Source organism: Pseudomonas koreensis (genome assembly GCF_024169245.1).
GTDB lineage: Bacteria > Pseudomonadota > Gammaproteobacteria > Pseudomonadales > Pseudomonadaceae > Aquipseudomonas > Aquipseudomonas koreensis_F.
On sequence record NZ_JALJWP010000001.1, the window covers coordinates 566083 to 593021 of the forward strand.

Annotated in this window: 21 protein-coding genes; 13 read left to right on the top strand and 8 right to left on the bottom strand. The window is 61.1% G+C overall.

The window, feature by feature from the left end:
* Nucleotides 1-26 precede the first annotated feature (26 nt).
* Nucleotides 27-4313 carry a DEAD/DEAH box helicase gene (locus J2Y90_RS02640; protein ID WP_253496249.1) on the top strand — a complete coding sequence of 1429 codons (4287 nt, stop codon included), beginning with the start codon at nt 27-29 and terminating at the stop codon, nt 4311-4313.
* Nucleotides 4314-4427: 114 nt separating this feature from the next.
* Here J2Y90_RS02640 and J2Y90_RS02645 read toward each other — a convergent pair whose 3' ends face one another.
* A complete protein-coding gene (locus tag J2Y90_RS02645) occupies nt 4428-6530 on the bottom strand; it encodes a mechanosensitive ion channel family protein (RefSeq protein WP_253496252.1) in 2103 nt (700 codons plus the stop codon).
* A gap of 403 nt (nt 6531-6933) precedes the next feature.
* On the opposite strand from J2Y90_RS02645, the gene J2Y90_RS02650 reads away from it, so the two are divergent.
* From J2Y90_RS02650 to J2Y90_RS02665, 4 genes are read left to right on the top strand one after another with little or no spacing between them, the layout of a single operon-like run.
* Complete coding sequence (locus J2Y90_RS02650) at nt 6934-7860, top strand: DUF72 domain-containing protein (RefSeq protein ID WP_253496255.1); 927 nt, start codon at nt 6934-6936, stop codon at nt 7858-7860.
* A complete protein-coding gene (locus tag J2Y90_RS02655; protein WP_042610638.1) occupies nt 7857-8654 on the top strand; it encodes an endonuclease/exonuclease/phosphatase family protein in 798 nt (265 codons plus the stop codon). Before J2Y90_RS02650 ends, J2Y90_RS02655 begins: the two co-directional genes overlap by 4 nt.
* Nucleotides 8651-9925 carry a cardiolipin synthase ClsB gene (clsB, locus tag J2Y90_RS02660; RefSeq protein ID WP_253496258.1) on the top strand — a complete coding sequence of 425 codons (1275 nt, stop codon included), beginning with the start codon at nt 8651-8653 and terminating at the stop codon, nt 9923-9925. Before J2Y90_RS02655 ends, clsB begins: the two co-directional genes overlap by 4 nt.
* On the top strand, nt 9922-10911 hold the full coding sequence (locus J2Y90_RS02665) for a lysylphosphatidylglycerol synthase domain-containing protein (protein ID WP_253496261.1): 990 nt from the start codon (nt 9922-9924) through the stop codon (nt 10909-10911). Before clsB ends, J2Y90_RS02665 begins: the two co-directional genes overlap by 4 nt.
* A 94-nt stretch (nt 10912-11005) precedes the next feature.
* Here the strand turns inward: J2Y90_RS02665 and J2Y90_RS02670 are convergent, their stop codons facing one another.
* The 3 genes from J2Y90_RS02670 to J2Y90_RS02680 all read right to left on the bottom strand — a co-directional run bounded on the left by J2Y90_RS02670 (nt 11006) and on the right by J2Y90_RS02680 (nt 14142).
* Nucleotides 11006-11761 (bottom strand): alpha/beta hydrolase family protein, encoded by a 756-nt coding sequence (locus J2Y90_RS02670; RefSeq protein WP_071173737.1) that lies wholly within the window; start codon nt 11759-11761, stop codon nt 11006-11008.
* Nucleotides 11751-12860: a DUF3182 family protein gene (locus J2Y90_RS02675; RefSeq protein ID WP_253496264.1), complete on the bottom strand. Its 1110-nt coding sequence runs from the start codon at nt 12858-12860 to the stop codon at nt 11751-11753. The genes J2Y90_RS02670 and J2Y90_RS02675 overlap by 11 nt, the downstream gene beginning before the upstream one ends.
* A 301-nt stretch (nt 12861-13161) precedes the next feature.
* Nucleotides 13162-14142 carry a GlxA family transcriptional regulator gene (locus J2Y90_RS02680; protein ID WP_253496267.1) on the bottom strand — a complete coding sequence of 327 codons (981 nt, stop codon included), beginning with the start codon at nt 14140-14142 and terminating at the stop codon, nt 13162-13164.
* A 101-nt stretch (nt 14143-14243) separates the two neighbouring features.
* On the opposite strand from J2Y90_RS02680, the gene J2Y90_RS02685 reads away from it, so the two are divergent.
* The 7 genes from J2Y90_RS02685 (at nt 14244) to J2Y90_RS02715 (ending at nt 19503) form a co-directional block, all read left to right on the top strand.
* Nucleotides 14244-14798: a cysteine hydrolase family protein gene (locus tag J2Y90_RS02685; protein WP_253496270.1), complete on the top strand. Its 555-nt coding sequence runs from the start codon at nt 14244-14246 to the stop codon at nt 14796-14798.
* Between the two features lie 230 nt (nt 14799-15028).
* Nucleotides 15029-15610, top strand: coding sequence for a YjfI family protein (locus J2Y90_RS02690; protein ID WP_253505034.1), 582 nt, complete (start codon nt 15029-15031; stop codon nt 15608-15610).
* Nucleotides 15611-15627: 17 nt separating this feature from the next.
* Nucleotides 15628-16326 (top strand): PspA/IM30 family protein, encoded by a 699-nt coding sequence (locus tag J2Y90_RS02695; protein WP_253496273.1) that lies wholly within the window; start codon nt 15628-15630, stop codon nt 16324-16326.
* 212 nt (nt 16327-16538) lie between these two features.
* Nucleotides 16539-17189 carry a DUF2491 family protein gene (locus J2Y90_RS02700; protein ID WP_253496276.1) on the top strand — a complete coding sequence of 217 codons (651 nt, stop codon included), beginning with the start codon at nt 16539-16541 and terminating at the stop codon, nt 17187-17189.
* A 15-nt stretch (nt 17190-17204) separates the two neighbouring features.
* Complete coding sequence (locus J2Y90_RS02705; RefSeq protein WP_016772952.1) at nt 17205-17630, top strand: DUF350 domain-containing protein; 426 nt, start codon at nt 17205-17207, stop codon at nt 17628-17630.
* Nucleotides 17631-17648: 18 nt separating this feature from the next.
* Nucleotides 17649-18344, top strand: a complete 696-nt coding sequence (locus tag J2Y90_RS02710) for a DUF1190 domain-containing protein (RefSeq protein ID WP_253496279.1) — start codon at nt 17649-17651, stop codon at nt 18342-18344.
* A gap of 1 nt (nt 18345) precedes the next feature.
* Nucleotides 18346-19503, top strand: coding sequence for a glutathionylspermidine synthase family protein (locus J2Y90_RS02715; RefSeq protein ID WP_253496282.1), 1158 nt, complete (start codon nt 18346-18348; stop codon nt 19501-19503).
* A 199-nt stretch (nt 19504-19702) separates the two neighbouring features.
* Here the strand turns inward: J2Y90_RS02715 and J2Y90_RS02720 are convergent, their stop codons facing one another.
* Together J2Y90_RS02720 and J2Y90_RS02725 are read right to left on the bottom strand one after the other, a co-directional pair.
* Nucleotides 19703-20224, bottom strand: a complete 522-nt coding sequence (locus J2Y90_RS02720) for a single-stranded DNA-binding protein (RefSeq protein WP_042610650.1) — start codon at nt 20222-20224, stop codon at nt 19703-19705.
* Between the two features lie 9 nt (nt 20225-20233).
* Complete coding sequence (locus tag J2Y90_RS02725; RefSeq protein ID WP_253496284.1) at nt 20234-21631, bottom strand: MFS transporter; 1398 nt, start codon at nt 21629-21631, stop codon at nt 20234-20236.
* Between the two features lie 191 nt (nt 21632-21822).
* On the opposite strand from J2Y90_RS02725, the gene uvrA reads away from it, so the two are divergent.
* Nucleotides 21823-24657 carry an excinuclease ABC subunit UvrA gene (gene uvrA, locus J2Y90_RS02730; protein ID WP_253496287.1) on the top strand — a complete coding sequence of 945 codons (2835 nt, stop codon included), beginning with the start codon at nt 21823-21825 and terminating at the stop codon, nt 24655-24657.
* A gap of 65 nt (nt 24658-24722) precedes the next feature.
* On the opposite strand, the gene bfr is transcribed toward uvrA, so the two are convergent.
* Together bfr and J2Y90_RS02740 are read right to left on the bottom strand one after the other, a co-directional pair.
* Nucleotides 24723-25190, bottom strand: a complete 468-nt coding sequence (bfr, locus tag J2Y90_RS02735; RefSeq protein WP_042610653.1) for a bacterioferritin — start codon at nt 25188-25190, stop codon at nt 24723-24725.
* Nucleotides 25191-25339: 149 nt separating this feature from the next.
* Nucleotides 25340-26794 (bottom strand): catalase, encoded by a 1455-nt coding sequence (locus J2Y90_RS02740; protein WP_253496290.1) that lies wholly within the window; start codon nt 26792-26794, stop codon nt 25340-25342.
* Nucleotides 26795-26939: the final 145 nt, after the last annotated feature.

A 26939-nucleotide genomic window follows, 5' to 3' on the forward strand; every position in this document is an offset into this window, starting at 1 on the left:
CCGCCCCCGCCCGCATAACTTCTGTCATGAATCTGCCCCTCCCCGCCGACAGCGCTCTGGCCGGCTTTCACCCCGCCGTCAGCGCCTGGTTCAGCAAGACTTTCCCGGCGGTCACTGCCGCTCAGGCCCGTGCGTGGCCGTTGATCCGCCAGCGCCGGTCGACGCTGATCGCGGCGCCCACGGGTTCGGGGAAAACCCTGACCGCGTTTCTTGCCGTGCTCGATGAGCTTGTGCACCGCGGCCTGGAAAACCCCGACGGCCTGCCCGCCGAAACCCTGGTGGTCTACGTCTCGCCGTTGAAAGCGCTGTCCAACGACATCCAGATCAACCTGCAGAATCCGCTCGCCGGCATCACCGCGCAATTGCGCGAAATGGGCCTGCCCGAGCTGACCATCACCACCGCCGTACGCACCGGCGACACGCCGCAGAAAGACCGCGCCGCCATGCGCAAGACCGCGCCGCACATACTGGTGACCACGCCGGAATCGCTGTACGTGCTGCTCGGCTCGGAATCCGGGCGCAAGATGCTCGGCACCACGCGTACGGTGATCATCGACGAAATCCATGCCATGGCCGCCGGCAAGCGCGGCAGTCATCTGTCCTTGAGCCTGGAGCGTTTGCAAGCACTCTGCGCCGAGCCGCTGACCCGGATCGGCCTGTCCGCCACACAGAAACCGGTCGAGGCGGTGGCGCAGTTTCTGGTCGGTCATGATCGCCCCTGCGAAATCGTCGACATCGGCCACGCCCGCCCTCGGGATCTGGGCATCGAAGTGCCGCCGGTGCCGTTGTCGGCGGTGATGGCCACCGATGTCTGGGGCTTGGTGTATGACCGCCTCGCCGAGCTCGCTCGCGAGCACCGCACCACACTGATTTTCGTCAACACCCGACGCCTCGCCGAACGCCTGAGCCGGCATCTGAGCGAACGTCTCGGCAAGCAGGCGGTGGCGGCGCACCATGGCAGCCTCGCCAAGGAATTTCGCCTCGACGCCGAACAACGGCTCAAGCGCGGCGAGCTGCAAGTGTTGATCGCCACCGCGTCGCTGGAGTTGGGCATCGATATTGGCGAAGTCGATCTGGTCTGTCAGATCAGCTCGCCGCGCTCGATTGCCGCGTTTCTGCAACGGGTCGGCCGTTCCGGGCACCAGGTCGGCGGCACGCCCAAGGGCCGTCTGTTCGCCACCACCCGCGACGACCTGATCGAATGCGCCGCTCTGCTCGACTGCGTGCGCCGCGGCGAGCTCGATATGCTGCACATCCCGGAAAAACCGCTCGACGTGCTGGCGCAGCAGATCATTGCCGAAGTCAGTTGTCAGGAATGGTCGGAGGATGCCTTGTTGGCGATGTTCCGTCGCGCCTGGCCATACCGCGATGTCGATGAAAAACACTATCAGGCCCTGCTGAGCATGCTCGCCGAAGGCTACAACGGTCGCCAGGGCATCCGCAGCGCCTACCTGCACCGCGACGCCGTCAGCCGCACTTTGCGCGGCCGGCGTGGCGCGCAGCTGACCGCCGTGACCAGTGGCGGGACCATTCCGGACAACGCCGACTACAGCGTGCTGCTCGAACCGCAGGGCTTGAACATCGGCAGCGTCAACGAAGATTTCGCGGTGGAAAGTATCGCCGGCGATGTGTTCCAGCTCGGCAACACCTCATACCGCATTTTGCGGGTAGAAAGCGGCAAGGTCCGCGTTGAGGACGCGCAAGGCATGCCGCCGACCATTCCGTTCTGGCTCGGCGAAGCGCCGGGGCGCAGCGACGAACTGTCGGCCGCCGTCGCGCGTCTGCAAGGGCAGCTGGATGAGCTGCTCAGCGCCAGCCCCGGCAATCTGCAACCGGCGCTCGACTGGCTGACCGCGACACTTGGCCTCAACCTCGCCAGCGCCGAGCAACTGGTCGAATATCTGGCCCGCGCGCGGCAAACCCTCGGCGCCCTGCCCTCGCAGGACACGCTGTTGATGGAGCGGTTTTTCGACGAGTCCGGCGGCACCCAACTGATCATCCACACGCCGTTCGGCAGCCGTATCAACCGCGCCTGGGGCCTGGCCTTGCGCAAGCGTTTCTGCCGCACCTTCAACTTTGAATTGCAGGCCGCTGCCAGCGAAGACGCGATCGTGCTGTCGCTGTCCACCAGCCACAGTTTCGAGCTCGACGAAGTCTGGCGTTACCTGCACAGCAACAGCGCCGAACACACGCTCATCCAGGCCGTGCTCGATGCGCCGTTATTCGGCGTGCGCTGGCGCTGGAATGCCGGGGTGGCGCTGGCGTTGCCGCGCTTTACCGGCGGACGCAAAGTCGCCCCGCAGCTGCAACGGATGAAAAGCGAAGACCTGATCGCCAGCGTGTTTCCCGACCAGATCGCCTGCCTGGAAAACCTCGCCGGCGAGCGCGAAGTCCCCGAGCATCCGCTGGTGGAACAGACCCTTGACGATTGCCTGCACGAAGCGATGGACAGCGAAGGCTGGCTGACCCTGCTGCGGCGCATGGAGCGTGGCGAAGTACGGCTGATCAGCCGCGACCTGCCGGCGCCGTCGCCACTGGCGGCGGAAATCCTCAGCGCCCGGCCGTACACTTTTCTCGACGACGCGCCGCTTGAGGAGCGCCGCACGCAAGCGGTGATCAACCGGCGCTGGAGCGATCCGCAATCGACCGACGACCTCGGCGCGCTGGACGCCGATGCGATCACCGCCGTGCGCGAAGAAGCCTGGCCGTCGCCCGACTCCATGGATGAAATGCACGAAGCGCTGATGAGCCTTACCTGCATCAGTGACGCCGAAGCGCGAGCCAACACGGCTTGGCTGGATTGGTTGCAAGCGCTGATGGCCAGCGGGCGCGCCTGTCTGCTGCGGATCGACGCTGAGCATCAGTTATGGCTGCCTCGCGAGCGGCTGAGTTGCCTGCAAGCGCTTTATCCACAGGCGACGTTGGCGAGCGCAGCGGTAGAGCTACCCGGATTCGACGAAGCGTGGACATTCGATGAGGCCCTGATCGAAGTGATCCGCGCCCGCCTCGGTGCGTTCGGGCCAATCCCGTTGCCTGCTATCGCCGAACCGCTCGCCCTGCCAACCGCGCAAGTCAATCAGGCCCTCGCGCAACTGGAACGCGAAGGCTATGTGTTGCGTGGCCAGTTCACGCCGAACAGCGCGATTGAAGAATGGTGCGAACGCCATCTGCTGGCGCGCATTCATCGCTACACGGTCAAGCGCCTGCGCCGGGAAATCGAACCGGTGGCGTTGCAGGACTTCATGCGTTTTCTGTTCGACTGGCAGCATCTGACGCCGGCCACTCAGGGTCAGGGCAGCGCAGTGCTGCCAGCTATTGTCGGGCAGTTCGAAGGCTATCCGGCGGCCGCTTCGGCATGGGACAGCGACATCCTGCCGGCCCGCCTCAAGGACTATTCGCCGAGCTGGCTGGATGAACTGTGCCGCAACGGCAAACTGGTGTGGACGCGCATCAGTGCGCGGCAGAAAGTCAGCGGCTCAGCATTGCGCAGTACGCCGATTGTCCTGCTGCCGCGCAGTCAGGTGGGTTTGTGGAGTGCGCTGGCTGAACAGACCCCAGTGAGTGAGTTATCGCCGAAAACACAGAAAGTATTCGAGGCGCTGAGTCAGCACGGCGCACTGTTTTTCGATGAGCTGATTCATGAAGCGCGCCTGCTGCGCAGCGAACTGGAAATCGCCTTGCAGGAACTGGTCGCCGCAGGTTTGGTGAACGCCGACAGCTTCGCCGGTCTGCGCGCGCTGATCACCCCGGCGAGCAAGCGCCAGCAACGCAGCAGTCGGCGCGGGCGCGGCGCGTTTATCGGCGGCATGGACGATGCCGGACGCTGGGCATTGCTGCGCCGTGGAACAACCGTGGATGCGGCCGAGACACTTGAACATGTGGCAATGACCCTGCTGCGCCGCTACGGCGTGGTGTTCTGGCGCTTGCTGGAACGGGAGGCGGACTGGCTGCCGAGCTGGCGCGAATTGCTGCGTACTTTTCATCGGCTGGAAGCCCGGGGCGAGATTCGTGGCGGACGGTTTGTCAGTGGTCTGGCGGGCGAGCAATTTGCGCTGCCGGAGGCGATTCCGCTTTTGCGCGAAGTACGCCGCCGCCCGCAGGACGGCAGTCTGGTGGCGGTGTGCGGAGTTGATCCGCTGAATCTGGCGGGGACGCTGTTGCCTGGGGTGAAAGTGCCGGCGCTGGTGAGTAATCGGCTGGTGTATCGCGATGGGATTCCAGTGGCCGCGATGGTTGCGGGCAAGCCGCAGGTTTGGGTAGAGGCGGATCAGGTGGCCATGGAGCAGATAGGCCGGAAGTTGATCCGCAATTGACGGCGTTTCTTTTGCCGCCATCGCGAGCAGGCTCACTCCTACATTTGGAATGCGTTCCCCTGTAGGAGTGAGCCTGCTCGCGATGAGGCCGGGACATTCAACGCACAGCTCAGATCAGGTCCGCGACTCCTGCGGCACCTGCGCCGCAACCACCGCCCCCTCCTCCTGCCGCTTCGGCAACAGCACCTGCTGTGGATAAGTCTGCGCAAAATGCACATTCGCTGTGTTATCCACAAGCTTCTTCAAGCGCTGATTGAACGCGCGGCTCACCGCATACTGCCCACCGGACACCGTGCGGAATTGCGCCGTCAGTACCACGCCGTTCAAGTCCATCTTGTCCACCCCGAACACATCCAGCGGCCCTTGCAAGTTGTACTTGAGGAACGGGTCTTCGCGGATCGAATCACCGGCCTCGCGGATCAGCTCGATGGCCTTGTCGACATCGGTGTCGTAGGTGAACTGCACCGAGAAAAACGCAAAAGCGAACTGCCGCGATTGGTTGGTCACAGCCTTGATCTGCCCAAACGGCACCGAATGCACAAAACCCTTGCCGTCACGCAGGCGCAGGGTACGGATGGTCAAGCCTTCGACAGTGCCGGCGTGACCGGAATCGAGCACCACCCAGTCGCCGATCGACAGGGTGTCTTCGATGATGATGAACAGCCCGGTGATCACATCCTGCACCAGTTGCTGCGAGCCGAAACCGATGGCCAGACCGACGACGCCGGCACCGGCCAATAGCGGCGCGACGTTGATGCCGAGATTGGCCATGGTAGTAATCGCGCAGATCACCACGAGGATGATTTTGATCGCGTTGCGCAGCAACGGCAGGATGGTTTTCACCCGCGTGCTCGGCTGGCGCGCTGCGCGTTTGCTGACCGGTGGTTTCAGCGCTTCCTGAATCGCCGTATCGAGCACCACCCACAGCAGCCACGTCACCAGGAAGATCAGACCAATGCTGCTCAAGGCGTTGCTGATCGCTCGGCCGACCGTGCTGCTCTGGGCGAAATCGAGCAACGACACGCCCCAGATCCGCCCGAGGATATCGATAAAGACAATCGCCATGACGATCCGCAGCAACGCATGCAACAGGCTGAGAAAACGTTCCTTGTAGGCACTGCTGCGCTGGAGCGCCTCGGCCTTGCGCGACTTGAACAGGTGCTGCAACACGGTGCTGAGAAACACCGTGGCGATCAGCAGCACGGTAGTGAACAAGGCACAGCGCAGGGCTTTCTGATTGTCCTCGCCGATGCCGATCAGACTGACCGCCGAAACCAGCACCATCAGCACGATCGGCCAGTACCACAGCCCGGAAAATATCCGCAGCGACTCTTGCAGCGACGGTTGTTTCAAACGCTGGGTCAACGGGCGATTACGGATCAGATGCGCCACCGGCCGGCGCAGGCGAATCACCAGCAAGCCGAAGATGACCGAGGCGATAAGTCCGGTGAACACGGCGATACTGCTGGTGATATTGCCGCCCAGTTGCCGGGCGATCTGCGGGCTGGTCAGGGCATCGCTGAGGGCGGCGAGAAAGCCGATCAGGAACAACGGGCGCGGGCAGTATTCACGGATGATTCGCGCGGCGGCGCGCTTGTGGCCAACGTTGAACATCACCACCACGCACAACAACATCGACGTGGAAAAAATGCCGCTGCTGGTGGCGTAGGCCAGACACAGCGCCAGCGCGCGCCCCACCGAACCTTGCAAAAAGTGGCTGACATACAGCGTCAGCGGCAGGCAGATCAGTGCCGGCACGGTGTACGGCAGTACATAGCCGAGCAGGTCCTGACTGCGCTGGCGAGTGCGCAACCAGCGGCCCTCGCGCAGACGCTTGGCCAGCAGACTGCCAAGCACGGTCAACAGGGCGAAACTGCCCAGCCACACACCCGACAGCGTGAGGAAATCCCCGGCCACGCTCCAGCCCGAGCGGTTCGACGGCTGCTTGACCAGCCGATCGACTTCATCCGCCGCACGGTCGGCGCGCAGACGCCAGGCGTCGACCAGATGTTCGTTGAGGTCAAGTTTGTCCTGCACATCGTCGATGCTCGTACTGATCGCCCCGAGCAGACCGCCCTGCACCAGCGGTTCGGGTTCGGCGGGTTTCTCCGCCGAGTCGGCGGGAGCCGGAACGCCCGGTAGCGCGGCGGCGTGCGATGTGTTGACGCCGAAGCACAGCAGCGCTCCCAGCAGAATGGCGATCCTGAAATTGCGCAAAACTCCGATCTCCCGTGGCTGAACAACCTGTAAGGAACTGATCGGTAATTGCGCGGCAAGTTCAAGAGCCCCCTCACCCCAGCCCTCTCCCCCAGGAGAGGGAGCCGACCGAGTTGCCTGATCCATCTCACCGACCTGCACGTCCCGAGTCGGACTCAGGTTCTGAAGACCATGAAGATCTGCTCCCTTCACAGTCGTACGCGATTTCAGGAGACATGAAGATCTGCTCCCTTCCCCCTCGCCCCCTTGGGGGAGAGGGTTGGGGTGAGGGGGTAAGCTTTTGATCTTTGCCTTAAAGGCGATCACCACAGCCGACCGTCCGTAACACCACCGAAACTTTCCCGCCCCCGCCGCAGTCATCACAGAACAACGGCAACACGAGGACTTTCTACGGGAGGATGGGATGGCGACGATTCACATCGGTATTTCAGGCTGGCGCTACACCCCGTGGCGCGGGGATTTCTACCCGAAGGGACTGGCGCAGAAGCGCGAATTGCAGTTCGCTTCCCGCGCGGTCAACAGCATTGAAATCAATGGATCGTTCTACGCCCTGCAACGTCCCGAACGTTACGCCCAGTGGTACGCCGAAACCCCCGATGACTTCGTCTTCAGCGTCAAGGCGCCGCGCTTCATCACCCACGTGCGCCGCCTGCGCGAAATCGAAAAACCCCTGGCGAACTTTTTTGCCTCCGGGGTGCTGGAGCTGAAGGAAAAACTCGGGCCGATCCTTTGGCAGTTTCCGCCGAACTTCAAATTCGATGCCGAGCGCTTCGACCAGTTTCTCGCGCAACTGCCCCACGATACCCAAGCCGCAGCCGCCCTCGCCCGCCAGCACGATTCGCATCTGCCCGGCCATGCCAGCGTCAAGGCCTGGCGCAAGAAGCCGCTGCGCCATGCGGTGGAAATCCGTCATGAAAGTTTCATCGACCCGGAATTCGTGCGCCTCTTGAAGCGCCATAACGTTGCACTGGTGGTCGCCGACACCGCCGGCAAATGGCCGTACCGCGAAGACCTCACCAGCGATTTCGTCTATCTGCGTTTGCACGGCGCCGAAGAACTCTACGCCAGCGGCTACTCCGAACAAGCGCTCAAGCGTTGGGCCAAGCGCATCGACGCCTGGCATCACGGTAAACAGCCAGACGACGCTCACCTGATAGCGCCCCGCCTGAAACCCCGCGCCCGCAAATCCCGCGAAGTGTTCTGCTACTTCGACAACGACATCAAAGTCCGTGCGCCCTACGACGCGCGCAACCTGTTGCAGCGCTTCGGCCTCGACAAAGAACTCGCTACAACTCCCGGGCAAGTCGCCGCTGAAGGAGTTCTGTCATGAGCATTCCCGAACCGGTCGGTTTTACCGACGAAGGCTCCGTGGTTTCACCCTCGGTGCGCACATTTACCGTACTGACAGTCAACACCCACAAGGGCTTCACCGCGCTGAACCGGCGTTTCATTCTCCCGGAGCTGCGCGAAGCGGTGCGCAGTGTCGCCGCTGACGTGGTTTTTCTGCAGGAAGTCCACGGCACCCACGAGCAGCATCCGAAACGCTACGACAACTGGCCGACCATGCCGCAATACGAATTCCTCGCCGACAGCCTCTGGCCGCAGTTCGCCTACGGGCGCAATGCCGTGTACCCGGCGGGCGACCACGGCAATGCGCTGCTGTCGAAATTTCAGATCATTCGCCACGACAACCTCGACGTGTCGATCAGCGGCCATGAAAACCGTGGCCTGCTGCATTGCGTACTGCGCCTGCCCGGAGACGGCACTGAGGTGCATGCGATCTGCGTGCATCTGGGCCTGCGCGAAAGCCATCGCAACGCCCAGCTGGATCTGCTGCTGCAACGCCTCGCCGAACTGCCCGCCGATGCGCCGGTGATCGTCGCCGGCGATTTCAATGACTGGCGCCAGCGCGCCGATGCGCAGCTCAAGCCCTGTGGCCTGCGTGAAGTGTTCGCTGAACACCACGGCAAACCGGCGCGCAGCTTTCCGGCGCGACTGCCGGCGCTGCGGCTCGACCGCATCTACGTGCGCAACCTCAAGGCCAGCCGGCCGAAAGTTTTGACCAACCGGCCTTGGTCGCACCTTTCCGACCACGCACCGTTATCGGTGGAGATTGAACTATGAACAGTGCGCCACTGGAAAAATCCGCCGTCGAACCGGTCACGCTGAACCCGCCGGTGCGCGAGCCCGGCCACGTTGACGTCGAGTATCAATGGCACAGCAACAACCGCGTAGAGCTGCTGGAAAACGGCGAGGAATATTTCCCCCGCGTGTTTGAAGCGATGCGCGCGGCCAAGAGCGAAATCCTCCTGGAGACCTTCATCGTCTTCGAAGACAAGGTCGGCGCCGAGCTGCAGCAAATCCTCATCGAAGCCGCCCAGCGTGGCGTGCGCACCACGGTCAGCCTCGACGGCTTCGGCTGCGGCGAGCTGAGCACCGGCTATCTGTCGGCACTGAGCGATGCCGGCGTGCATCTGCAGATCTTCGATCCGGCGCCCAAGCATTTGGGCATCCGCACCAACTGGTTCCGCCGCCTGCATCGCAAAATCGTGGTGGTCGACGGTTTGATCGCGTTCATTGGCGGGATCAATTTTTCCGGCGATCACCTGGCCGACTTCGGCCCCGAAGCCAAGCAGGATTACTCGGTGGAGATCCAGGGCCCGGTGGTCGCCGATATCCATCATTTTGCCCTGCTGCAAAGCGGTCGTCCGGGGCGCGCGCGATTCTGGTGGCAGCGCCGGCGCCAGCGTCTGGCGGACATGGCTTTCACCGAACACGACGGCCAGGTAAGGCTGGTATTCCGCGATAACGATCAACACAACACCGACATCGAAGACGTCTACCTGCAGGTGCTGCGCAAGGCCAAGCGTCGGGTGATCATCGCCAACGCCTACTTCTTCCCCGGTTACCGTTTGCTGCGCGAGATCCGCAACGCCGCGCGCCGTGGCGTCGAGGTGCGGCTGATCCTGCAAGGCCAGCCAGACATGCTCGTCGCGAAACTGGCAGCGCGCATGACTTACGATTATCTGCTGCGCGCCGGCGTGCAGATTCATGAATACTGCCAGCGCCCGCTGCACGGCAAAGTCGCGCTGGTCGACGATGACTGGAGCACCGTGGGCTCAAGCAATCTCGACCCGCTGAGCCTGTCGCTGAACCTGGAAGCCAACGTGCTGATCCGCGACCGCGCCTTCAACCAGCACCTGTACGAACGCCTCGAAGACCTCAGCCAGAACCACTGCAAGGCCATGGACGCCAAGTTGTTGCCGCGCGGGCGCATCTGGCACATGACCGTGGGTTTTCTGGTCTTCCACTTTCTGCGGCACTTCCCGGCCATGGCCGGTTGGCTGCCGGCGCATAAACCGCGTCTGAAGCCTTTCCGAGGTGCGCGTCCATGAGTCATTCCGAAGTCCATTCCACTAGCCATTCGGCACCCGCGGCGCCGTCGAAATGGAGCCGCTGGAAACGTCCGCTGACCATCCTGTTTTTCCTCGCGCTGATCGTCCTGCTGACGATGTTCGCCACGCGCATCGAATGGGCCGAGGTGCTGGAGACTCTCGCCGATTTCAAGGTGCGCACGCTGATCATCGCCGCCAGCCTGACCTTGCTGAGTTTTCTGGTGTACGCCAGTTTCGACCTGATCGGCCGCACCTACATCCGTCAGGACCTGACCTGGAAGCAGATCCTGCCGGTGGGCATTATCAGCTACGCCTTCAACCTCAATCTCAGTGCCTGGGTCGGCGGTATTGCCATGCGCTATCGTCTCTATTCGCGGCTTGGCGTGAGCAAGGGCAACATCGCCAAGATTCTCGGCCTGAGCCTGGCAACCAACTGGTTCGGCTACATGACCATCGCCGGCGTAGTGTTCAGCAGCGGTCTGGTGCGCATGCCGCCAGGCTGGAAACTCAGCAGTGACGCGCTGCAACTGGTGGGTGTGTTGTTGCTGTTGCTCAGCGCTGGATATCTGGCGGCATGCCAGTTTTCCAAACGCCGCGAGTGGTCGATTCGCGGCGTGGAAATCAACCTGCCGTCGCTACGCATGGCGGTCCTGCAATTACTGCTGGGCGCACTGAATTGGTCGCTGATGGCGGCGGTGATCTTCACTTTGCTGCCGAGCAAACTGGATTACCCGCTGGTGCTGGGCGTGCTGTTGATCAGCGCGATTGCCGGGGTCATTACGCATATTCCGGCGGGGCTGGGTGTGCTGGAAGCGGTGTTCGTTGCGCTACTGCAGCACGAGGCTTCGCGCGGCAGTCTGGTCGCGGGGTTGCTGGCGTATCGGGCGATTTATTTTCTGTTGCCGTTGTTGATTACGGTGGTGATGTATCTGGTGGTGGAGGCCAAGGCCAAGGCGCTGCGGATCGAGAAGAAACCCACACATTAGAATCAAGATCAAAAGATCGCAGCCTTCGGCAGCTCCTACATTTGGAATGCAATCTCCCTGTAGGAGCTGCCGAAGGCTGCGATCTTTTGATTTTTCAGGATTGGATAATGCTCAACCGCTCCCCCACCACCATCTCGGTAATCCAGTCCACCAGAATTGACGTATAAGCCTGCTGCGACACCGGATCACTTAACGCGTGATCGGCGCCATCGATGATCCGGTGCGTCAATGAATGTGTCTGCTGACAGGCCGCGCGATAACTCATGATCGTTGCGTGGGGCACGAAGTCGTCGGTTTCCGATTCCACCAGCAGCACGTCGCCAGTGAATTGCGAGCAGGCGTGCAGTGCGCGATTGCTGTCGGCCCGCACCAGAGTGCCGCGATAGTCGCGCAGGTCGGCCTTGTCCAGATCGCGCTTGGGCGTGTGCCATTGCTCGTCGCGGTACAGCGCCGGCACGCGCAGCGCCAGCCAGCGCACCGGGCGCAATGACGTCAGGATCGAGGCCAGATAACCGCCATAACTGGTGCCGACCACGGCGATCGCCGAGGTGTCGAGGGCCGGGTGCGCCAGCAGGCGATCGTAGGCCGCCAGTAAATCGCGCAGATTATCTTCACGGGTTACCCGGGTCAGCGGAATTCCGGTGCCGCCGGTATGCCCGCGCAGGTCGAAGGTCAGGCATACACAACCCAGGCCGGCAATGCCTTTGGCCCGTTCCAGATCGCGCTCCTGACTGCCGCCCCAACCGTGCACGAACAACACCCCCGGGACTTTCGACTTGGGACTGAGAAAGGTCCCGCTCATCTGTTCGTCATCGATGTCGATTTGAATGCTTTCGCTTCTAGCCGTCATAGGATTTGACCGTCACATATTTGAGAAGAAACGCGCTGTTTTCCGCCGGGCCGCGATAGACCTCGATGGCGTCCGCCGGCAGCGCCTGATCGGTATAGGTTTCCACCGACGACACGCGGATGGCGCGCATCTGTGGATCGTTGACGAAACTTTGCAGCGCGGCCACTTCAGCACTGCTCGCGCCGCCCATGCGCCAGGATTGTTCGAGCACGCCGCTGCGGGGGTTGCCGTCGGCGTCCAGGCCCTGGGCGATATCGTAATTGCGCCGCGAGGCGAAGAAGCGTGGGTAGGCTTCGTTGGCAGCGCTGTCGAATACCTGCGCCTGTTCAATGGCCAGACGCACATCGTCGGGCAGATCCAGTGTCAGCAATTGGTCATAGCCGCCCTGCACCACCAGCAGGTTCGAACCGCCGTAGACCTCTTCGCCCTGGCCGTCCTCGGTCAAGTATTGATCACCGCAGTAGCTCAAAACCTTACCGCCGATGAAGGACTGGCCGACGCTATGGGTGACGACATTGCTCAAGTCCTGCTCCAGCACTACGCCGTCACTGAACGAGCTTTGCGCTTCCGGCCGCGCGAGGATTTCATCGAACACATCAAGGCTTTTAATCACTTCCTGTCCGCGACCGGCGCAGGCGTGAATCGGCTTCAAGCGAATCGGCCCGGCGTACAGCAGATGCTCGGCGGCGGGCCGCGCATCTTCCACGGCGAATACGCTGAGACCGTCGAGTACAACGTTGCGCACCCGTTCCGAGAACAGCGGCGACCAGCCCTGCGGCGCCTGCGCCAGATGGCTGCGCAAGCCGTGGCTGATGGCTTTGGTGCAGATGAAATCGTATTCGACGTAGCCGCCCCATAAATCATCAGGGCCTGTGATGCCCAGCGTTTGAGCATGGGCGGCGCCGACGATGGTTTGCGTCGGCAGCAGGTACAGTTCGCGGCCCTGATGTTTGGCCGGGTCGTAACTCCCGCCGAATTTGCAGCCGAGAATCTGCGCCAGCCAACGCGCCAGGGCCTTGTTGGTCTCAACCTCATGTTGCGGCGCCTCGGCACGCACCGAATGAGCGACGACGATCTTCTTGCCGGGTGTCGGGGTCATGCGTTCCCCTTTTCATCAGTCGATGGGTTCACTCATGGAAATTGCAGAGATCAGGCCAATCATCGATCTCAACAAACCGCCCGGTAATCGGGTGTTTGCCGCTGAAGTGCTGGCATCAAGCCTGTTTCAAACTGCACGACGGCGCGTAAAACTCCGGCAAATTGCACGATCTCTCATCCTTTGCAGAGTTCATTGTGGGAGCGAGCTTGCTCGCGAATGCGGGATGTCAATCGAAGCTGATGTGTCTGACATACCGAATTCGCGAGCAAGCTCGCTCCCACAGGAAGCTCATTGATTCAGCTTAGCGCGTCAGACCAAATCGCCCCCGGTAATCACTCGGCCCCAGCCCGGTGATCTTCTTGAAGATCGCGCGAAACGCGCCCGGATCCTGATAGCCCTCCGTCCAGGCGATGTGATCGATCGTGCCATTGGTGAACTCGAGCATTTCCCGCGCCTTCCCTACCCGCAAATGCTGGCAATACTCGGTCGGTTTCAAGCCTGTCGCGGCGCGGAATCGGCGTAGAAACGTGCGCTCTTCAAGTCCCGCGCGCTCGGCCATCGCCGCCAGCGAAACATCCGTTGCCCCGGTGCTTTGCAGCCAGTGCTGGACCTTGAGAATCGCCGCGTCGCCATGACTGAGGATCGGCGCGAAATTACTCCCGCATTCACTGGCGCTGTCGCTGTGTTCCATTACCAGAAAACGCGCGGTCGCGGTGGCAATGCTCGGGCCGAGCAAGCGATCGACCAGACGTAATCCCAGTTCCGACCAGGCCATCAGCCCGGCGGTGGTGATCAGGTCGCCGTCGTCGACAATCGGCGTGTCGGCCTTCAGTTTGATCTTCGGGTAACGCTCGGCAAAAGCCTGGGCCGAGGTCCAGTGGGTGGTGGCGCTGCGACCGTCGAGCAAGCCGCTTTCAGCGAGCATCAACGAGCCCACGCAGACACCACCAAGCGTTGCGCCGCGTGCATGCTGATCGCGCAGCCATTGCGTCAGGCTCGCGGTCATCTGCGCTGCATCGAACCCGCCAAGAGACGGCGGGATCAGCACGGCGAGCAAAACGTCCTCGTTGCCCGGATGACTGTCATAGACCCGCGCCGGCAACTGCTCGCCCGCAACCTGCCAGTGACTGACCCGCAGCACGGGCAACTGCGCAGCCTGATACTCGGCAGCGATGCGGTTGGCCACCGCGAACAGATCGGTCAGACCGTGCACCGCCGCCAGTTGCGCGCCGGGGTAAATCAGCACGCCCAATTCAGCGGTGGCGGCTTTTTGTGCAGCCATTGTCAGTTTTCCCCTGCCTATTGTCGGTGCGGCCAATCCTCGAATCCTCGGCCAGCGCCAATACTGAGGCCACACCCAATCACCGTCTCGAGGACAATCCCATGGCCAAGCAAGCGCTCATCGTAGTCGATATCCAGAACGACTACTTCCCCCAAGGCAAGTGGCCGCTGGTCGGCGCCGACGCGGCCGCCGACAACGCCGCGCGGCTGATCGCAGCCTTTCGCGACGCGGGCGATTCAGTGGTGCACATTCGTCACGAATTCACCTCCGACGATGCGCCGTTTTTCACTCCAGGCTCCGAGGGCGCCAGACTGCATCCGAAAGTGCTCAACCGCGCCGACGAGCCGGTGGTGCTCAAGCACTTCGTCAACTCGTTCCGCGAAACCGAACTGAAATCGGTGCTCGATCAACAAGCCATCACCGACCTGGTGGTGGTCGGCAGCATGAGCCATATGTGCATTGACGGCATCACCCGCGCGGCGGCGGACATGGGTTACAGCGTCACGGTGATTCACGATGCCTGCGCCAGCCGTGATCTTGAGTTCAATGGTCTGACAGTGCCGGCGGCTCATGTGCATGCGGCATTCATGTCGGCGCTGGGTTTTGCCTACGCCAGCGTGGTATCGACTGACCAGTTCCTGCACGGCAACGCCTAGCAACAACTGCACAACCCACTGGCCCGCCGCGTTGCGGGCCTTTTTGCGTCTGTCATGAAAATCTCACGCGTGAGGCATTGATGGCACTTTGCATTGGTTGTAGTGTGGCCCACGCGTGAGACGCTCATAACCGGATTCCAGCCATGACAAGCCGTACTCAGACGCCTGCCGCCGCCAGCCCCAAGGGCGAGCGTGCCAAAGCATCGGCGAAAAAACCGTCGAGCTTCTACATGAAGCAGATGCGCGCAGGCCTGGCCGCCGCCGGTTATGTGAAACACGAAACTTGGGTGCTTCCGGAAAACCGAAGCTTGCTCAAGCAAATGGAGCAACAGCTACGCCAACCGATTCTGGCTGGCTCTTTCATGTCGGAGAAATACATGAGCGCAGGCAACAACTGGACCATCGACAGCCTCTTCAATGCCCTCAAGGCGCTGGACGAGGTGGCTTCCGAAGAGATTTCGCTGTCCCTGATCCAGAGCTCCGAACCGAGCATCAAGCTGGAAATGAACGAATTCGGCGGTCTGCCGATTCACATCGCCCTGGCCGGCCAGCAGATCATCGTCGATACCGTACTGGTCGACATCGATTCGATCAGCAACGTCCAGGCTTTCAACGATGCCGTGCTGCGCAGCCGCGAGATGTTCCCGCTGTCGTCGATCGGTATCGAGTCGATGCCCAATGGGCAAACCGTCTACAACATGTTCGGCGCCCTCAGCGCTGATTCGAGCCTGACCAACGTCGTCACCGAGGTGAAAACCCTGGTCGACAACGTGCAGCGCGCCAGCGAAGCCTTCGAACACTTCTTCAAGTAATCAACAGGGAATATCCAATGACTCAGTCCATCTGGAGCAAGTTGTTCACCGCACTGCGCGGCGGCGCCAATGAAGTCGGCGAAGCCATCGCCGACCAGCAGGCCCTGCGCATCCTCGATCAGGAAATTCGCGACGCCGACAGCGCGCTATCGAACGCTCGCCGCGAACTGGTGACGATCATGGCCAAGCACAAACTGGCCGCTGACCGCGTGAGCGAGTACGACGCCAAGATCAAGGATCTCGAAGCAAAGGCCGTCGCCGCACTGAATGCCGGCCGTGAAGACCTGGCGCTGGAAGTGGCCGAAGCAATTTCGACCCTGACCAACGACCTCGCTGCCGAGAAGAAGCTTAGCGATGAATTCGGCGCCTACGCCGACAACATGCGCAAAGACATCAGCAAAGCCGAATCGCGGATCAAGAGCCTGCGCCAGCAAGTGGACATGGCCAAGGCCCGCGACAGCGTGCAGAAAGCCCAGGTCAGCGCCTCGATTGCCAGTGGCGGCGCCAACGGCAAACTGGAAACTGCGGTCGGCACCCTGAACCGTCTGCAAGCCAAGCAGCAGCAACGCGCTGCCGAACTGAGCGCAGCGGACGAACTGGCCGACGCCTCCACCGGCAACGATCTGGAACGCAAACTGCGCGACGCCGGCATCACGCCGAACGAAGGCAGCGCCAACGCGATTCTTGAGCGGCTGAAGCAGAAGTCCGCGCAGTAAGCCGTCACGCAAACCCTTGTAGGAGTGAGCCTGCTCGCGATGGGGCCGGAACATTCAACTTCAGTGTTGACTGACCCGCCGCCATCGCGAGCAGGCTCACTCCTACATTGTTTGCGCTGAGCAATCGCCTCTGCTCGTTCGTCGCTCGGCTCGGTACACTACCGCCACTTTTTCACCCCCGAACACCTCCACCCGCTTCAAGGAACGTACCCATGGGATGGTTTAAAGACTTGCTCGGCACCAGCAATTGGCAGTCCGCTGCGCCAACGACCACTGCCGTCAGCGGCCCACTGGGCATGGCGCAAGGCAAAGGCGTGCGTTTCGACACGACCTTGTCGCTGCTGCTGGAAGGCTCGACGTCGGTGCGGGTGCCGTTCGATCAAGCGGTGTGGAGCGCCGGCTGGGTCGATCTCGGCCAGTCCAACAAACTGCATCGCTATTACATGAACGACGAGGATTTCTGGGTGCAGATCCACGTCACCGGCGATGATCAGGTCGAGTCGGTCACCCTGTTCAATTACCTCAGCTACGTGACGGTCAACAGTGACGCCGAACTGCAGCGTCTGGCCGGCCCCAACAGCCTGATCGGCCTGCCGACCTACACCCACAACGGTGTCGAATACACCCGCGAATGGGGCACCGAACTGCAACAGACCGAACTGGTGCCAATGACCGAACACGTGGTCAACCCGGACGAGTCCTACACCATCAAGCACCACGCGATGCTGTATGCCCGCGACACCGGCCTGACCGATCGCCGCGAACTGCTGCTGTTCTCCGTCGAACAGGACGAAGAAGGCACGGTCAGCCTGAGCACCTCGCTGGGCATTTCGCTGTACACCACTGATTTGAGCGCCATCTAAAAAGGAAGTTTTTGCATGCTGGAAGTCTTGGCCGTTTCCCTGAACAAAACCGCGCTGGTCGGTTTTGTCGTCTACCTGATCGGCGCCGTGTTGCTGTTCATGCTGTTTCAATTCGTCTACACGCGCATCACCGCGCACAAGGAATTCGAGCTGATCCGCGCCGGCAATACTGCTGCGGCCATTGCCCTGTCCGGCGCGATCATCGGCTTCGCCATTCCGGCGAGCAACGTGATCGCCTATTCGGTCAATGTGCTCGACTTCGTGCTATGGGCGGTCATCGCTGCCGTTGTGCAATTGCTGGCATTTGTCGCTACCGGGCTGGTGCTCAAGGGCACTTCCCAGCGCATCGCCAATGGCGAAGTGGCGGCCGGCATTTATGTGGCCGCCGTGGCGATCAGCGTCGGCATGCTCAATGCCGCGTGCATGACCCCGTCCCACTGACCGGCAGGAAGCCTTGCGATGAAACGCAGCAAATATGTGCAGTTGTCTCTCGCCGCGTCGGTTGCGCTGGCGATTACCGGTGAAGCGGCGGCGCTTGATCAGCAGCGCAATTTCCCCAGCGTTGAACAGTGCGTCGACGCCGAAGTGGCCGCCGATGTCTGCTCCAACGCCTACGTCGCCGCCCTGAACGAACACCGACGCATCGCCCCGGCCTACGACGATAAGGCCAAGTGCGACGCAGACTTTGCCGCCGACTGGTGTCAGAAAAATTCCGATGGCCGCTTCGTGCCCAAACTCGGCGGTTTCAAAGTGCCGCAGAACGGTGAAGAGCCGCAAAATCTGGATGCCATTGCCGATGCGCAGATGCCGGCGGGCGACGCCACCAGCAGCGCAAGTCACGGCGGCTCGCATTATTCCGGCAGTTCAGGTGGCGGCGGTAATGGCTGGCTGACCGGTTGGCTGATCGGCAATGCGATGAGCAACAACGCCAATCGCACCGTTTACCGCGATCGCGAAACGCGCCAGCCGTACAATACTTCGACGCAATACCGCAGAGCTGAAACGACCACGCGCAGGCAGCCGGATTACGAGAGCAGCAAGAGCAAACCGGTGAACGTTGCTTCGTCGACTTCGCGGGGCGGCTTCGGCAGCCAGTCCAGCGCCCGCAGCGGTTGGGGTGGCTGGGGCAGCAGTTCCGGACGCTCGAGCAGCTGACATGAAAAAGATCCACTGCGCCGAGCGCCCCGACTGGAAACACACCGCCGAAAGTCTCGGTTTCCTGTTCCACACCATCGACGACGAACCGTACTGGGACGAAAGCGCCTACTACCAGTTCAGCCTCGCGCAGATCGAAAACGATCTCGAAGACCCGACCACCGAACTGCACGAGATGTGCATGGATCTGGTCGATCGCGTAGTCAACAGCGAGGAGCTGCTGGATCGTCTGAGCATTCCGGCGGCGTACTACGACATGATCCGCACGTCCTGGCGCGAAGGTCATCCGCACCTGTACGGCCGCATGGACTTTTCCTACGATGGCAACGGCCCGGCAAAACTGCTGGAGCTCAACTACGACACGCCGACCAGCCTTTACGAAGCGGCGGCATTTCAGTGGGGCTGGCTGGAGCAGTGCATCGAGCGCGGCACGCTGCCAGCGCATGCCGACCAGTTCAACAGCATCGACACCAGGCTGCACCAGGCCTTCGCCGAATTGCAGTTGAAGCGGCCGTTCTACTTCGCTTCGATGAAGGATTCGGTCGAAGACAAAGGCACCACTGACTACTTGCGGTTGATCGCGGAAAAGGTCGGCATCGAATCACGCCACATCGATATCGAAGACATCGGCCTGACGGCTGAAGGTCGTTTCGTCGATCTGCAGGATCGCTGGATCCCGCACCTGTTCAAGCTGCACGCCTGGGAATTCATCTTCCACGAACCGTTCGGCGCGGCGATCGCCGAGTGCGATACGCAGTTTTTCGAACCGGCGTGGAAGGCGATTCTGTCGAACAAAGGGGTGCTGCCGTTGCTGTGGGAGTTGCACCAAGGCCATCCGAATCTGCTCGCTGCGCACCTTGATCCGAATCCGCAGAGCGCGGTGCCGAAGGGCTGGGTGCGCAAGCCGTTCTTTTCCCGGGAAGGTGCCAACATCGAGTTGCAAACGACGGAAGGTCTGATCGTCAAAGAGGACGGGCCTTACACCGATGCGCCGTTCATCCTGCAGGAGTTCGCGCCGCTGCCGAAGTTTGGCGACAGCTACACGCTGATTGGCTCGTGGGTGATTGGTGATGAGGCGGCGGGGATTGGTGTGCGTGAGGACGATAGTCTGATCACCAAGGATTCCAGTCGCTTCCTGCCGCACCTGATCCTCGACTGAAACAATTCCCCATGTAGGAGCTGACGAGTGCAACGAGGCTGCGATCTTTTGATCTTCAGAAGCAACGTCAAAAGATCGCAGCCTCGTTGCACTCGTCAGCTCCTACAGGTCCTCGGGGGCGGCGCTGATTTTGCCTCACAAAAAAGGCCCGTCGTTTAAGCGACGGGCCTTTTTCATTCAAGACGGTTACAGCGGCAAATCAGAACGGAATATCGTCATCGAAGCTGTCGAAATCCGGAGCCGGTTGCGGTGCGGCCTGCTGCGGCGCTGGTGGAGCCGAACGCTGCTGCGGAGCCGACTGCTGCGGGCGCGGTGCCTGCTGACGTGGCGCCTGCTGCTGGTAGTTGTTGCCGCCGCCTTGCTGATCGCCCTGTTGTGGACGGCCGCCGAGCAGTTGCATGGTGCCTTGCATGTCGACCACGATTTCAGTGGTGTAACGCTTGATGCCGTCCTTTTCCCACTCGCGGGTCTGCAGCTTGCCTTCGATGTAGACCTGCGAACCCTTGCGCAGGTATTCGCCAGCGATCTCGGCAACCTTGCCGAACATCGACACACGGTGCCACTCGGTCTTCTCGACCTTCTGACCGGTCTGCTTGTCGGTCCATTGTTCGCTGGTGGCCAGACTCAGGTTGGTCACGGCATTACCGTTAGGCAGGTAGCGAACTTCGGGATCCTGGCCGCAAGTGCCGACCAATATGACTTTGTTAACCCCACGGGCCATAACGTTCTCCTAAGCGTCGCACGCAGCCCCGGCCGGGTTGTTGACCAGGCGTTCGAGGGTGGTGCGATCCACTAATTCTTTGTCCAGTTTGATGTAAACAGCCGCCTCTTCGGCGACTATCACTGCATCTGTTACCCCTACCAGGGCCTTGAGGCGCTCGACCAGACCCGCTTCGCGGATCGCTTCGGGCGACAACGGCAAGCGCAGGCTCGTCACGTAGGGAGGTTCGCGCATGGTAACAGCAAAGGCCAGCCAAAGTGCAGCCAGCGCGGCGCATCCGAGGAACACAACCGACAGACCGCCATGCTGGAACAACCAGCCGCCGAGTATTCCGCCGAGTGCCGACCCGAGGAACTGGCTGGTGGAGTACACGCCCATGGCCGTGCCCTTGCCGCCTGCCGGTGAAACCTTGCTGATCAGCGACGGCAACGATGCCTCGAGCAGATTGAACGCGGTGAAGAACACCACCGTGCCGATCACCAGAGCGCGCAGGCTGTCGCCGAACTGCCAGAAGAATAGTTCAGTCAGCATCAGTGTCATGACGGCGCCGAGCAAAACTCGTTTCATTTTGCGTCGCTTCTCGCCGTAGATGATGAAAGGGATCATGGCGAAGAAAGAAATCAGCAGCGCGGTGAGGTAGACCCACCAGTGCTGCTCCTTGGGCAGGCCGGCCTTTGTGACCAGCGCCAGCGGCAAGGCAACGAAGCTCGACATCAACATGGCATGTAACACAAAGATGCCTAGATCCAGGCGCAGCAGGTCCGGGTGTTTGAGCGTCGGCATCAGTGCCTGCCGCGCCACGCCCGATTCACGATGCTGCAACGGCCCAGTGGACTGCGGCACCATGAACATGATGATCAGGATGCCGACCAGCGCCATGGCGCCAGTGGCAAGGAACAGCCCAGACAGCCCGAACGCACTGGTCAACAACGGGCCGACGACCATGGCCACGGCGAACGACAGGCCGATGGTCATGCCAATCATGGCCATGGCTTTGGTGCGATGCTGTTCGCGGGTCAGGTCGGAAAGCAGCGCCATGACCGCCGCGGAAATCGCCCCGGCACCCTGCAGGATCCGCCCGGCGATCACGCCCCAGATCGAATCGGCCTGCGACGCGAGAACACTGCCAAGAGCGAAGACGATCAGCCCGAGATAAATCACCGGTCGACGACCTATGCGATCCGAAATGATCCCGAACGGGATCTGGAAAATCGCCTGGGTCAGACCGTAAGCGCCAATCGCCAGCCCGATCAGGGCCGGGGTCGCTCCCGCCAGATCCATGCCATAGGTCGCCAGCACCGGCAACACCATGAACATGCCAAGCATACGGAAGGCGAACACCAGGGCCAGACCGCTCGCCGCGCGGGTCTCGCTGCCACTCATGCGTTCGCTGTGGGGATCGTGCATGGAAAAACCTCGTGTGAACCGGCGGCGATTCTACCAGTCCCATCGGAAGACGGGGTATATCGCGACGCTATGACGCGTATAGATGAAACTCTCTTCATGAACGGCAAAAGGCCCTTCGTTGGATAGTGTGCATCCATCCAGTGTTTGCCCGTATACTCCTACGTTTTCGACGCCCGCCAAGCGAGGCCACTTTGGACAAGATCCTGATACGTGGGGCCCGTACCCACAACCTGAAGAACATCGACCTGACCCTGCCGCGGGACAAACTGATCGTCATCACCGGCCTGTCCGGATCCGGCAAGTCGTCCCTGGCGTTCGACACGCTGTATGCCGAAGGTCAGCGCCGCTATGTCGAATCGCTGTCGGCCTACGCCCGGCAGTTCCTGTCGATGATGGAAAAACCCGACGTCGACACCATCGAAGGCCTGTCGCCAGCGATCTCCATCGAACAGAAGTCGACCTCGCATAACCCGCGTTCCACGGTCGGCACCATCACCGAAATCTACGACTATCTGCGCTTGCTCTACGCCCGCGTGGGTACGCCGCGTTGCCCGGATCACGACATCCCGCTGGAGGCGCAGACCGTCAGCCAGATGGTCGATCTGGTACTGGCGCAGCCGGAAGGCAGCAAACTGATGCTGCTGGCGCCGGTGATCCGCGAACGCAAAGGCGAACACCTTTCGGTCTTTGAAGAGCTGCGTGCACAAGGTTTCGTTCGCGCCCGGGTCAACGGGCGCATTTGCGAACTCGACGAGTTGCCGAAGCTGGATAAACAGAAGAAGCACTCGATTGACGTGATCGTCGACCGCTTCAAGGTTCGCGCCGATCTGCAGCAGCGGCTGGCCGAATCCTTCGAGACCGCGCTGAAACTGGCCGACGGCATCGCGCTGGTCGCGCCGATGGACGACGAGCCGGGTGAAGAAATGATCTTCTCCGCACGCTTCGCCTGCCCGATCTGCGGCCATGCGATCAGCGAGCTGGAACCCAAGCTGTTTTCCTTCAACAACCCGGCCGGCGCCTGCCCGACCTGCGATGGCCTGGGTGTGAAGCAGTTCTTCGACATCAAGCGTCTGGTCAACGGCGAGCTGACCCTGGCCGAGGGCGCGATACGCGGCTGGGACCGGCGCAACGTCTATTATTTCCAGATGCTCGGCTCACTCGCCTCGCACTACAAGTTCAGCCTGGACAAGCCCTTCAACGACCTGAGCACCGAGCAGCAGAAGTTCATCCTGCACGGCAGCGGCTCGCAGAACGTTGACTTCAAATACCTGAATGACCGGGGCGACATCGTCAAACGCTCGCACCCGTTCGAAGGCATCGTGCCCAATCTGGAGCGCCGTTACCGCGAAACCGAATCGGCAAGCGTGCGCGAGGAGCTGGCCAAGTTCCTCAGCCACCAGGCCTGCCCGGATTGCCGTGGCACGCGTCTGCGTCGCGAAGCGCGGCACGTCTGGGTTGGTGAGAAAACCCTGCCGGCAGTGACTAATCTGCCGATCGGCGATGCCTGCGAATATTTCGGCGCGCTGAAGATGACCGGTCGGCGTGGCGAGATCGCCGACAAGATTCTCAAGGAAATTCGCGAGCGTCTGCAGTTTCTGGTCAATGTCGGCCTCGACTACCTGTCGCTGGATCGCAGCGCCGACACACTCTCCGGTGGCGAGGCGCAGCGGATTCGTCTGGCCAGCCAGATTGGCGCAGGTCTGGTAGGGGTTCTGTACATCCTTGATGAGCCGTCCATTGGCCTGCACCAACGCGATAACGACCGACTGCTGGGCACGCTCAAGCATTTGCGCGATATCGGCAACACGGTGATTGTGGTCGAGCACGATGAGGACGCGATTCGTCTGGCCGACTATGTCGTCGATATCGGCCCGGGCGCGGGCGTGCATGGCGGGCAGATTGTCGCCGAAGGCACACCGGACGAAGTGATGGCCCACCCGGATTCGCTCACCGGCAAATACCTGTCCGGTCGGGTGAAAATCGAAGTGCCGGCCAAACGCACGCCACGCAACAAGAAGCTCAACCTGTCGCTCAAAGGTGCGCGCGGCAACAACCTGCGCAATGTCGATCTGGACATCCCGATCGGCCTGCTGACCTGCGTGACCGGCGTATCCGGTTCGGGCAAATCGACGCTGATCAACAACACGCTGTTCCCGCTGAGCGCTACGGCACTCAACGGTGCGACCACGCTGGAAGCAGCAGCACACGACAGCATCAAAGGGCTGGAACATCTCGACAAAGTCGTCGACATCGACCAGAGCCCGATCGGTCGTACGCCGCGCTCCAACCCCGCGACCTACACCGGGCTGTTCACGCCGATCCGCGAACTGTTCGCCGGCGTGCCCGAGTCGCGCTCCCGTGGTTACGGCCCTGGACGGTTCTCGTTCAACGTCAAGGGCGGTCGCTGCGAGGCGTGTCAGGGCGATGGCCTGATCAAGGTGGAAATGCACTTCCTGCCGGACATCTACGTGCCGTGCGACGTGTGCAAGAGCAAGCGCTACAACCGCGAAACCCTTGAGATCAAGTACAAGGGCAAGAACATCCACGAAACCCTCGAAATGACCATCGAGGAAGCGCGGGAGTTCTTCGACGCGGTGCCAGCGCTGGCGCGCAAGCTGCAGACGCTGATGGATGTCGGCCTGTCGTACATCAAACTCGGGCAGTCGGCGACGACCCTGTCCGGCGGTGAAGCACAGCGGGTCAAGTTGTCGCGCGAGCTGTCCAAGCGCGATACCGGCAAGACCCTGTATATCCTCGATGAGCCGACTACCGGTCTGCACTTTGCGGATATCCAGCAGTTGCTCGACGTTCTGCATCGCCTGCGCGATCACGGCAACACAGTGGTAGTGATCGAGCACAACCTCGATGTGATCAAAACCGCTGACTGGCTGGTGGACCTCGGTCCAGAGGGCGGTTCCAAGGGCGGTCAGATCATTGCAACCGGTACACCGGAGGAAGTCGCCGAGATGAAGCAATCTCACACCGGCCATTACCTCAAGCCGTTGCTGATCCGCGACCGGGCTTAACCGCCCGGCATGAAAAAGCCCCTGTCACCGTTGAAGTGACAGGGGCTTTTTTGTAGCCATTGCAATCAGGACGCGTGGGATTGCAGGTAGTTCTCAAGACCGATCAGTTTGATCAGGCCCAACTGCTTTTCCAGCCAGTAGGTGTGGTCTTCTTCGGTGTCGTTGAGCTGAACCCGCAGAATCTCGCGGCTGACATAATCCTGGTGCTGCTCGCAGAGTTCGATACCCTTGCACAGGGCAGCGCGGACTTTGTATTCGAGGCGCAGATCGGCTTCGAGCATCTCCGGCACCGTAGTGCCGACATCCAGATCATCCGGACGCATGCGCGGCGTGCCTTCGAGCATCAGGATCCGCCGCATCAATGCATCGGCGTGGCCTGCTTCTTCTTCCATCTCGTGGTTGATGCGCTCGTAGAGCTTGGTGAACCCCCAGTCCTCATACATCCGCGAATGAACGAAATATTGGTCACGCGCGGCCAGTTCGCCGGTCAGCAACGTATTGAGGTAATCGATTACATCTGGGTGGCCTTGCATCGCCCTACATCTCCCTTCCTGAAAGTCTGTAGTTTGAACCAACCTGACCGTTAGGTCACCCGTCTGGCGCAATAAAAGCGAAGACAATCTGAGAAAAGCAGGCCAAATAACGCAAAAACCGCCCAAATGAGGGCGGTTCTGCTTCTCGTTTAGACTTCGTTAAGCTGTACGTTGAGCAGCTTTGCGATTGCTTCTCCATACGCCGGATCGGCTTGGTAGAAATGCTGCAACTGGCGATCAACCACGTCGCTCGAAACACCCGCCATTGCACCGGCAATGTTGCTGACCAGCAGTGCTCTCTGCTCGTCGCTCATCAAGCGGAACAAGGCACCGGCGTGGCTGTAGTAGTCGGTGTCTTCGCGGTGATCGTAGCGATCTGCGGCACCGCTCAAGGCCAACGCTGGCTCGGCGTAATGTGGCGCTTGTTTCGGCGACTCGATGTAGCTGTTCGGCTCGTAGTTCGGCGCTGCGCCGCCATTGCTGCCGAACGCCATGGAGCCGTCACGCTGATAAGTGTTCACCGGACTGCGTGGAGCATTCACCGGCAATTGCTGGTGGTTGGTGCCAACGCGGTAGCGGTGCGCGTCAGCGTAGGCGAATACGCGGCCTTGCAGCATGCGGTCCGGAGACAGACCCACGCCGGGCACCATGTTGCTCGGGCCGAATGCAGCCTGTTCAACTTCGGCAAAGTAGTTCAGCGGGTTGCGGTTCAACTCCAGCTCACCGACTTCGATCAGCGGAAACTCTTTCTGTGACCAGGTTTTGGTCACGTCGAACGGATTCTCGTAATGAGCCGCCGCCTGAGCTTCAGTCATGATCTGAATGCACACGCGCCATTTCGGGAAATCACCGCGCTCGATGGCCTCGAACAGGTCACGCTGGGCGTAATCGGGGTCGGTACCAGCCAAACGGGCGGCCTCGGCTGGCGCAAGGTTTTTGATGCCTTGCTGGGTCTTGTAATGCCACTTGACCCAATGACGCTCGCCTTTGGCGTTGATCAGGCTGTAAGTGTGGCTACCGAAGCCGTGCATGTGACGGTAGCCGTCCGGAATGCCGCGATCAGAAAACAGAATGGTGACCTGGTGCAGCGCTTCGGGCGAATGCGACCAGAAATCCCACATCATCTGCGCACTTTTCAGGTTGCTTTGCGGCAGACGCTTCTGAGTGTGAATGAAGTCAGGAAACTTCAGCGGATCGCGGATGAAGAACACTGGCGTGTTGTTGCCAACGATGTCCCAGTTGCCTTCCTCGGTGTAGAACTTCAAGGCGAAACCGCGCGGATCGCGCTCGGTGTCGGCCGAACCACGCTCGCCACCTACGGTGGAAAAGCGCAGGAAGGTTGGCGTTTGTTTACCTACCGATTCGAACAGTTTTGCGCTGGTATATTCGGTGATGTCACGGGTGACGGTGAACGTACCGTAGGCGCCTGAGCCTTTGGCGTGGACACGGCGTTCAGGAATGTTTTCACGGTTGAAGTGCGCGAGCTTTTCGAGCAGATGGAAATCGTCGAGCAGCAGCGGACCGCGTGGGCCGGCGGAGCGGGAATTCTGGTTGTCAGCGACTGGCGCGCCACTGGCGGTTGTAAGCGTCTTGGTCTGGCTCATGCGGTCTTCTTCCTCTGTCAGTCTTTGAACTGCCGGCTAATGGGCTTGGCGAGAAGTATTGATCATCGACGTTATCGCCACAAATTCATTAACTTGCAGGCATCGATAGATATTTACTAATTATGTTTTCCCGGCACATAGTGGC

What these genes read in the sequence shown, in the direction of transcription:
- J2Y90_RS02640 (WP_253496249.1), top strand. Translation starts at nt 27, where the DNA reads ATGAATCTGCCCCTCCCCGCCGACAGCGCTCTGGCCGGCTTTCACCCC.
- J2Y90_RS02650 (WP_253496255.1), top strand. Translation starts at nt 6,934, where the DNA reads ATGGCGACGATTCACATCGGTATTTCAGGCTGGCGCTACACCCCGTGG.
- J2Y90_RS02655 (WP_042610638.1), top strand. Translation starts at nt 7,857, where the DNA reads ATGAGCATTCCCGAACCGGTCGGTTTTACCGACGAAGGCTCCGTGGTT.
- clsB (WP_253496258.1), top strand. Translation starts at nt 8,651, where the DNA reads ATGAACAGTGCGCCACTGGAAAAATCCGCCGTCGAACCGGTCACGCTG.
- J2Y90_RS02665 (WP_253496261.1), top strand. Translation starts at nt 9,922, where the DNA reads ATGAGTCATTCCGAAGTCCATTCCACTAGCCATTCGGCACCCGCGGCG.
- J2Y90_RS02670 (WP_071173737.1), bottom strand. Translation starts at nt 11,761, where the DNA reads ATGACGGCTAGAAGCGAAAGCATTCAAATCGACATCGATGACGAACAG.
- J2Y90_RS02675 (WP_253496264.1), bottom strand. Translation starts at nt 12,860, where the DNA reads ATGACCCCGACACCCGGCAAGAAGATCGTCGTCGCTCATTCGGTGCGT.
- J2Y90_RS02680 (WP_253496267.1), bottom strand. Translation starts at nt 14,142, where the DNA reads ATGGCTGCACAAAAAGCCGCCACCGCTGAATTGGGCGTGCTGATTTAC.
- J2Y90_RS02685 (WP_253496270.1), top strand. Translation starts at nt 14,244, where the DNA reads ATGGCCAAGCAAGCGCTCATCGTAGTCGATATCCAGAACGACTACTTC.
- J2Y90_RS02690 (WP_253505034.1), top strand. Translation starts at nt 15,029, where the DNA reads ATGAAGCAGATGCGCGCAGGCCTGGCCGCCGCCGGTTATGTGAAACAC.
- J2Y90_RS02695 (WP_253496273.1), top strand. Translation starts at nt 15,628, where the DNA reads ATGACTCAGTCCATCTGGAGCAAGTTGTTCACCGCACTGCGCGGCGGC.
- J2Y90_RS02700 (WP_253496276.1), top strand. Translation starts at nt 16,539, where the DNA reads ATGGGATGGTTTAAAGACTTGCTCGGCACCAGCAATTGGCAGTCCGCT.
- J2Y90_RS02705 (WP_016772952.1), top strand. Translation starts at nt 17,205, where the DNA reads ATGCTGGAAGTCTTGGCCGTTTCCCTGAACAAAACCGCGCTGGTCGGT.
- J2Y90_RS02710 (WP_253496279.1), top strand. Translation starts at nt 17,649, where the DNA reads ATGAAACGCAGCAAATATGTGCAGTTGTCTCTCGCCGCGTCGGTTGCG.
- J2Y90_RS02715 (WP_253496282.1), top strand. Translation starts at nt 18,346, where the DNA reads ATGAAAAAGATCCACTGCGCCGAGCGCCCCGACTGGAAACACACCGCC.
- J2Y90_RS02720 (WP_042610650.1), bottom strand. Translation starts at nt 20,224, where the DNA reads ATGGCCCGTGGGGTTAACAAAGTCATATTGGTCGGCACTTGCGGCCAG.
- J2Y90_RS02725 (WP_253496284.1), bottom strand. Translation starts at nt 21,631, where the DNA reads ATGCACGATCCCCACAGCGAACGCATGAGTGGCAGCGAGACCCGCGCG.
- bfr (WP_042610653.1), bottom strand. Translation starts at nt 25,190, where the DNA reads ATGCAAGGCCACCCAGATGTAATCGATTACCTCAATACGTTGCTGACC.
- J2Y90_RS02740 (WP_253496290.1), bottom strand. Translation starts at nt 26,794, where the DNA reads ATGAGCCAGACCAAGACGCTTACAACCGCCAGTGGCGCGCCAGTCGCT.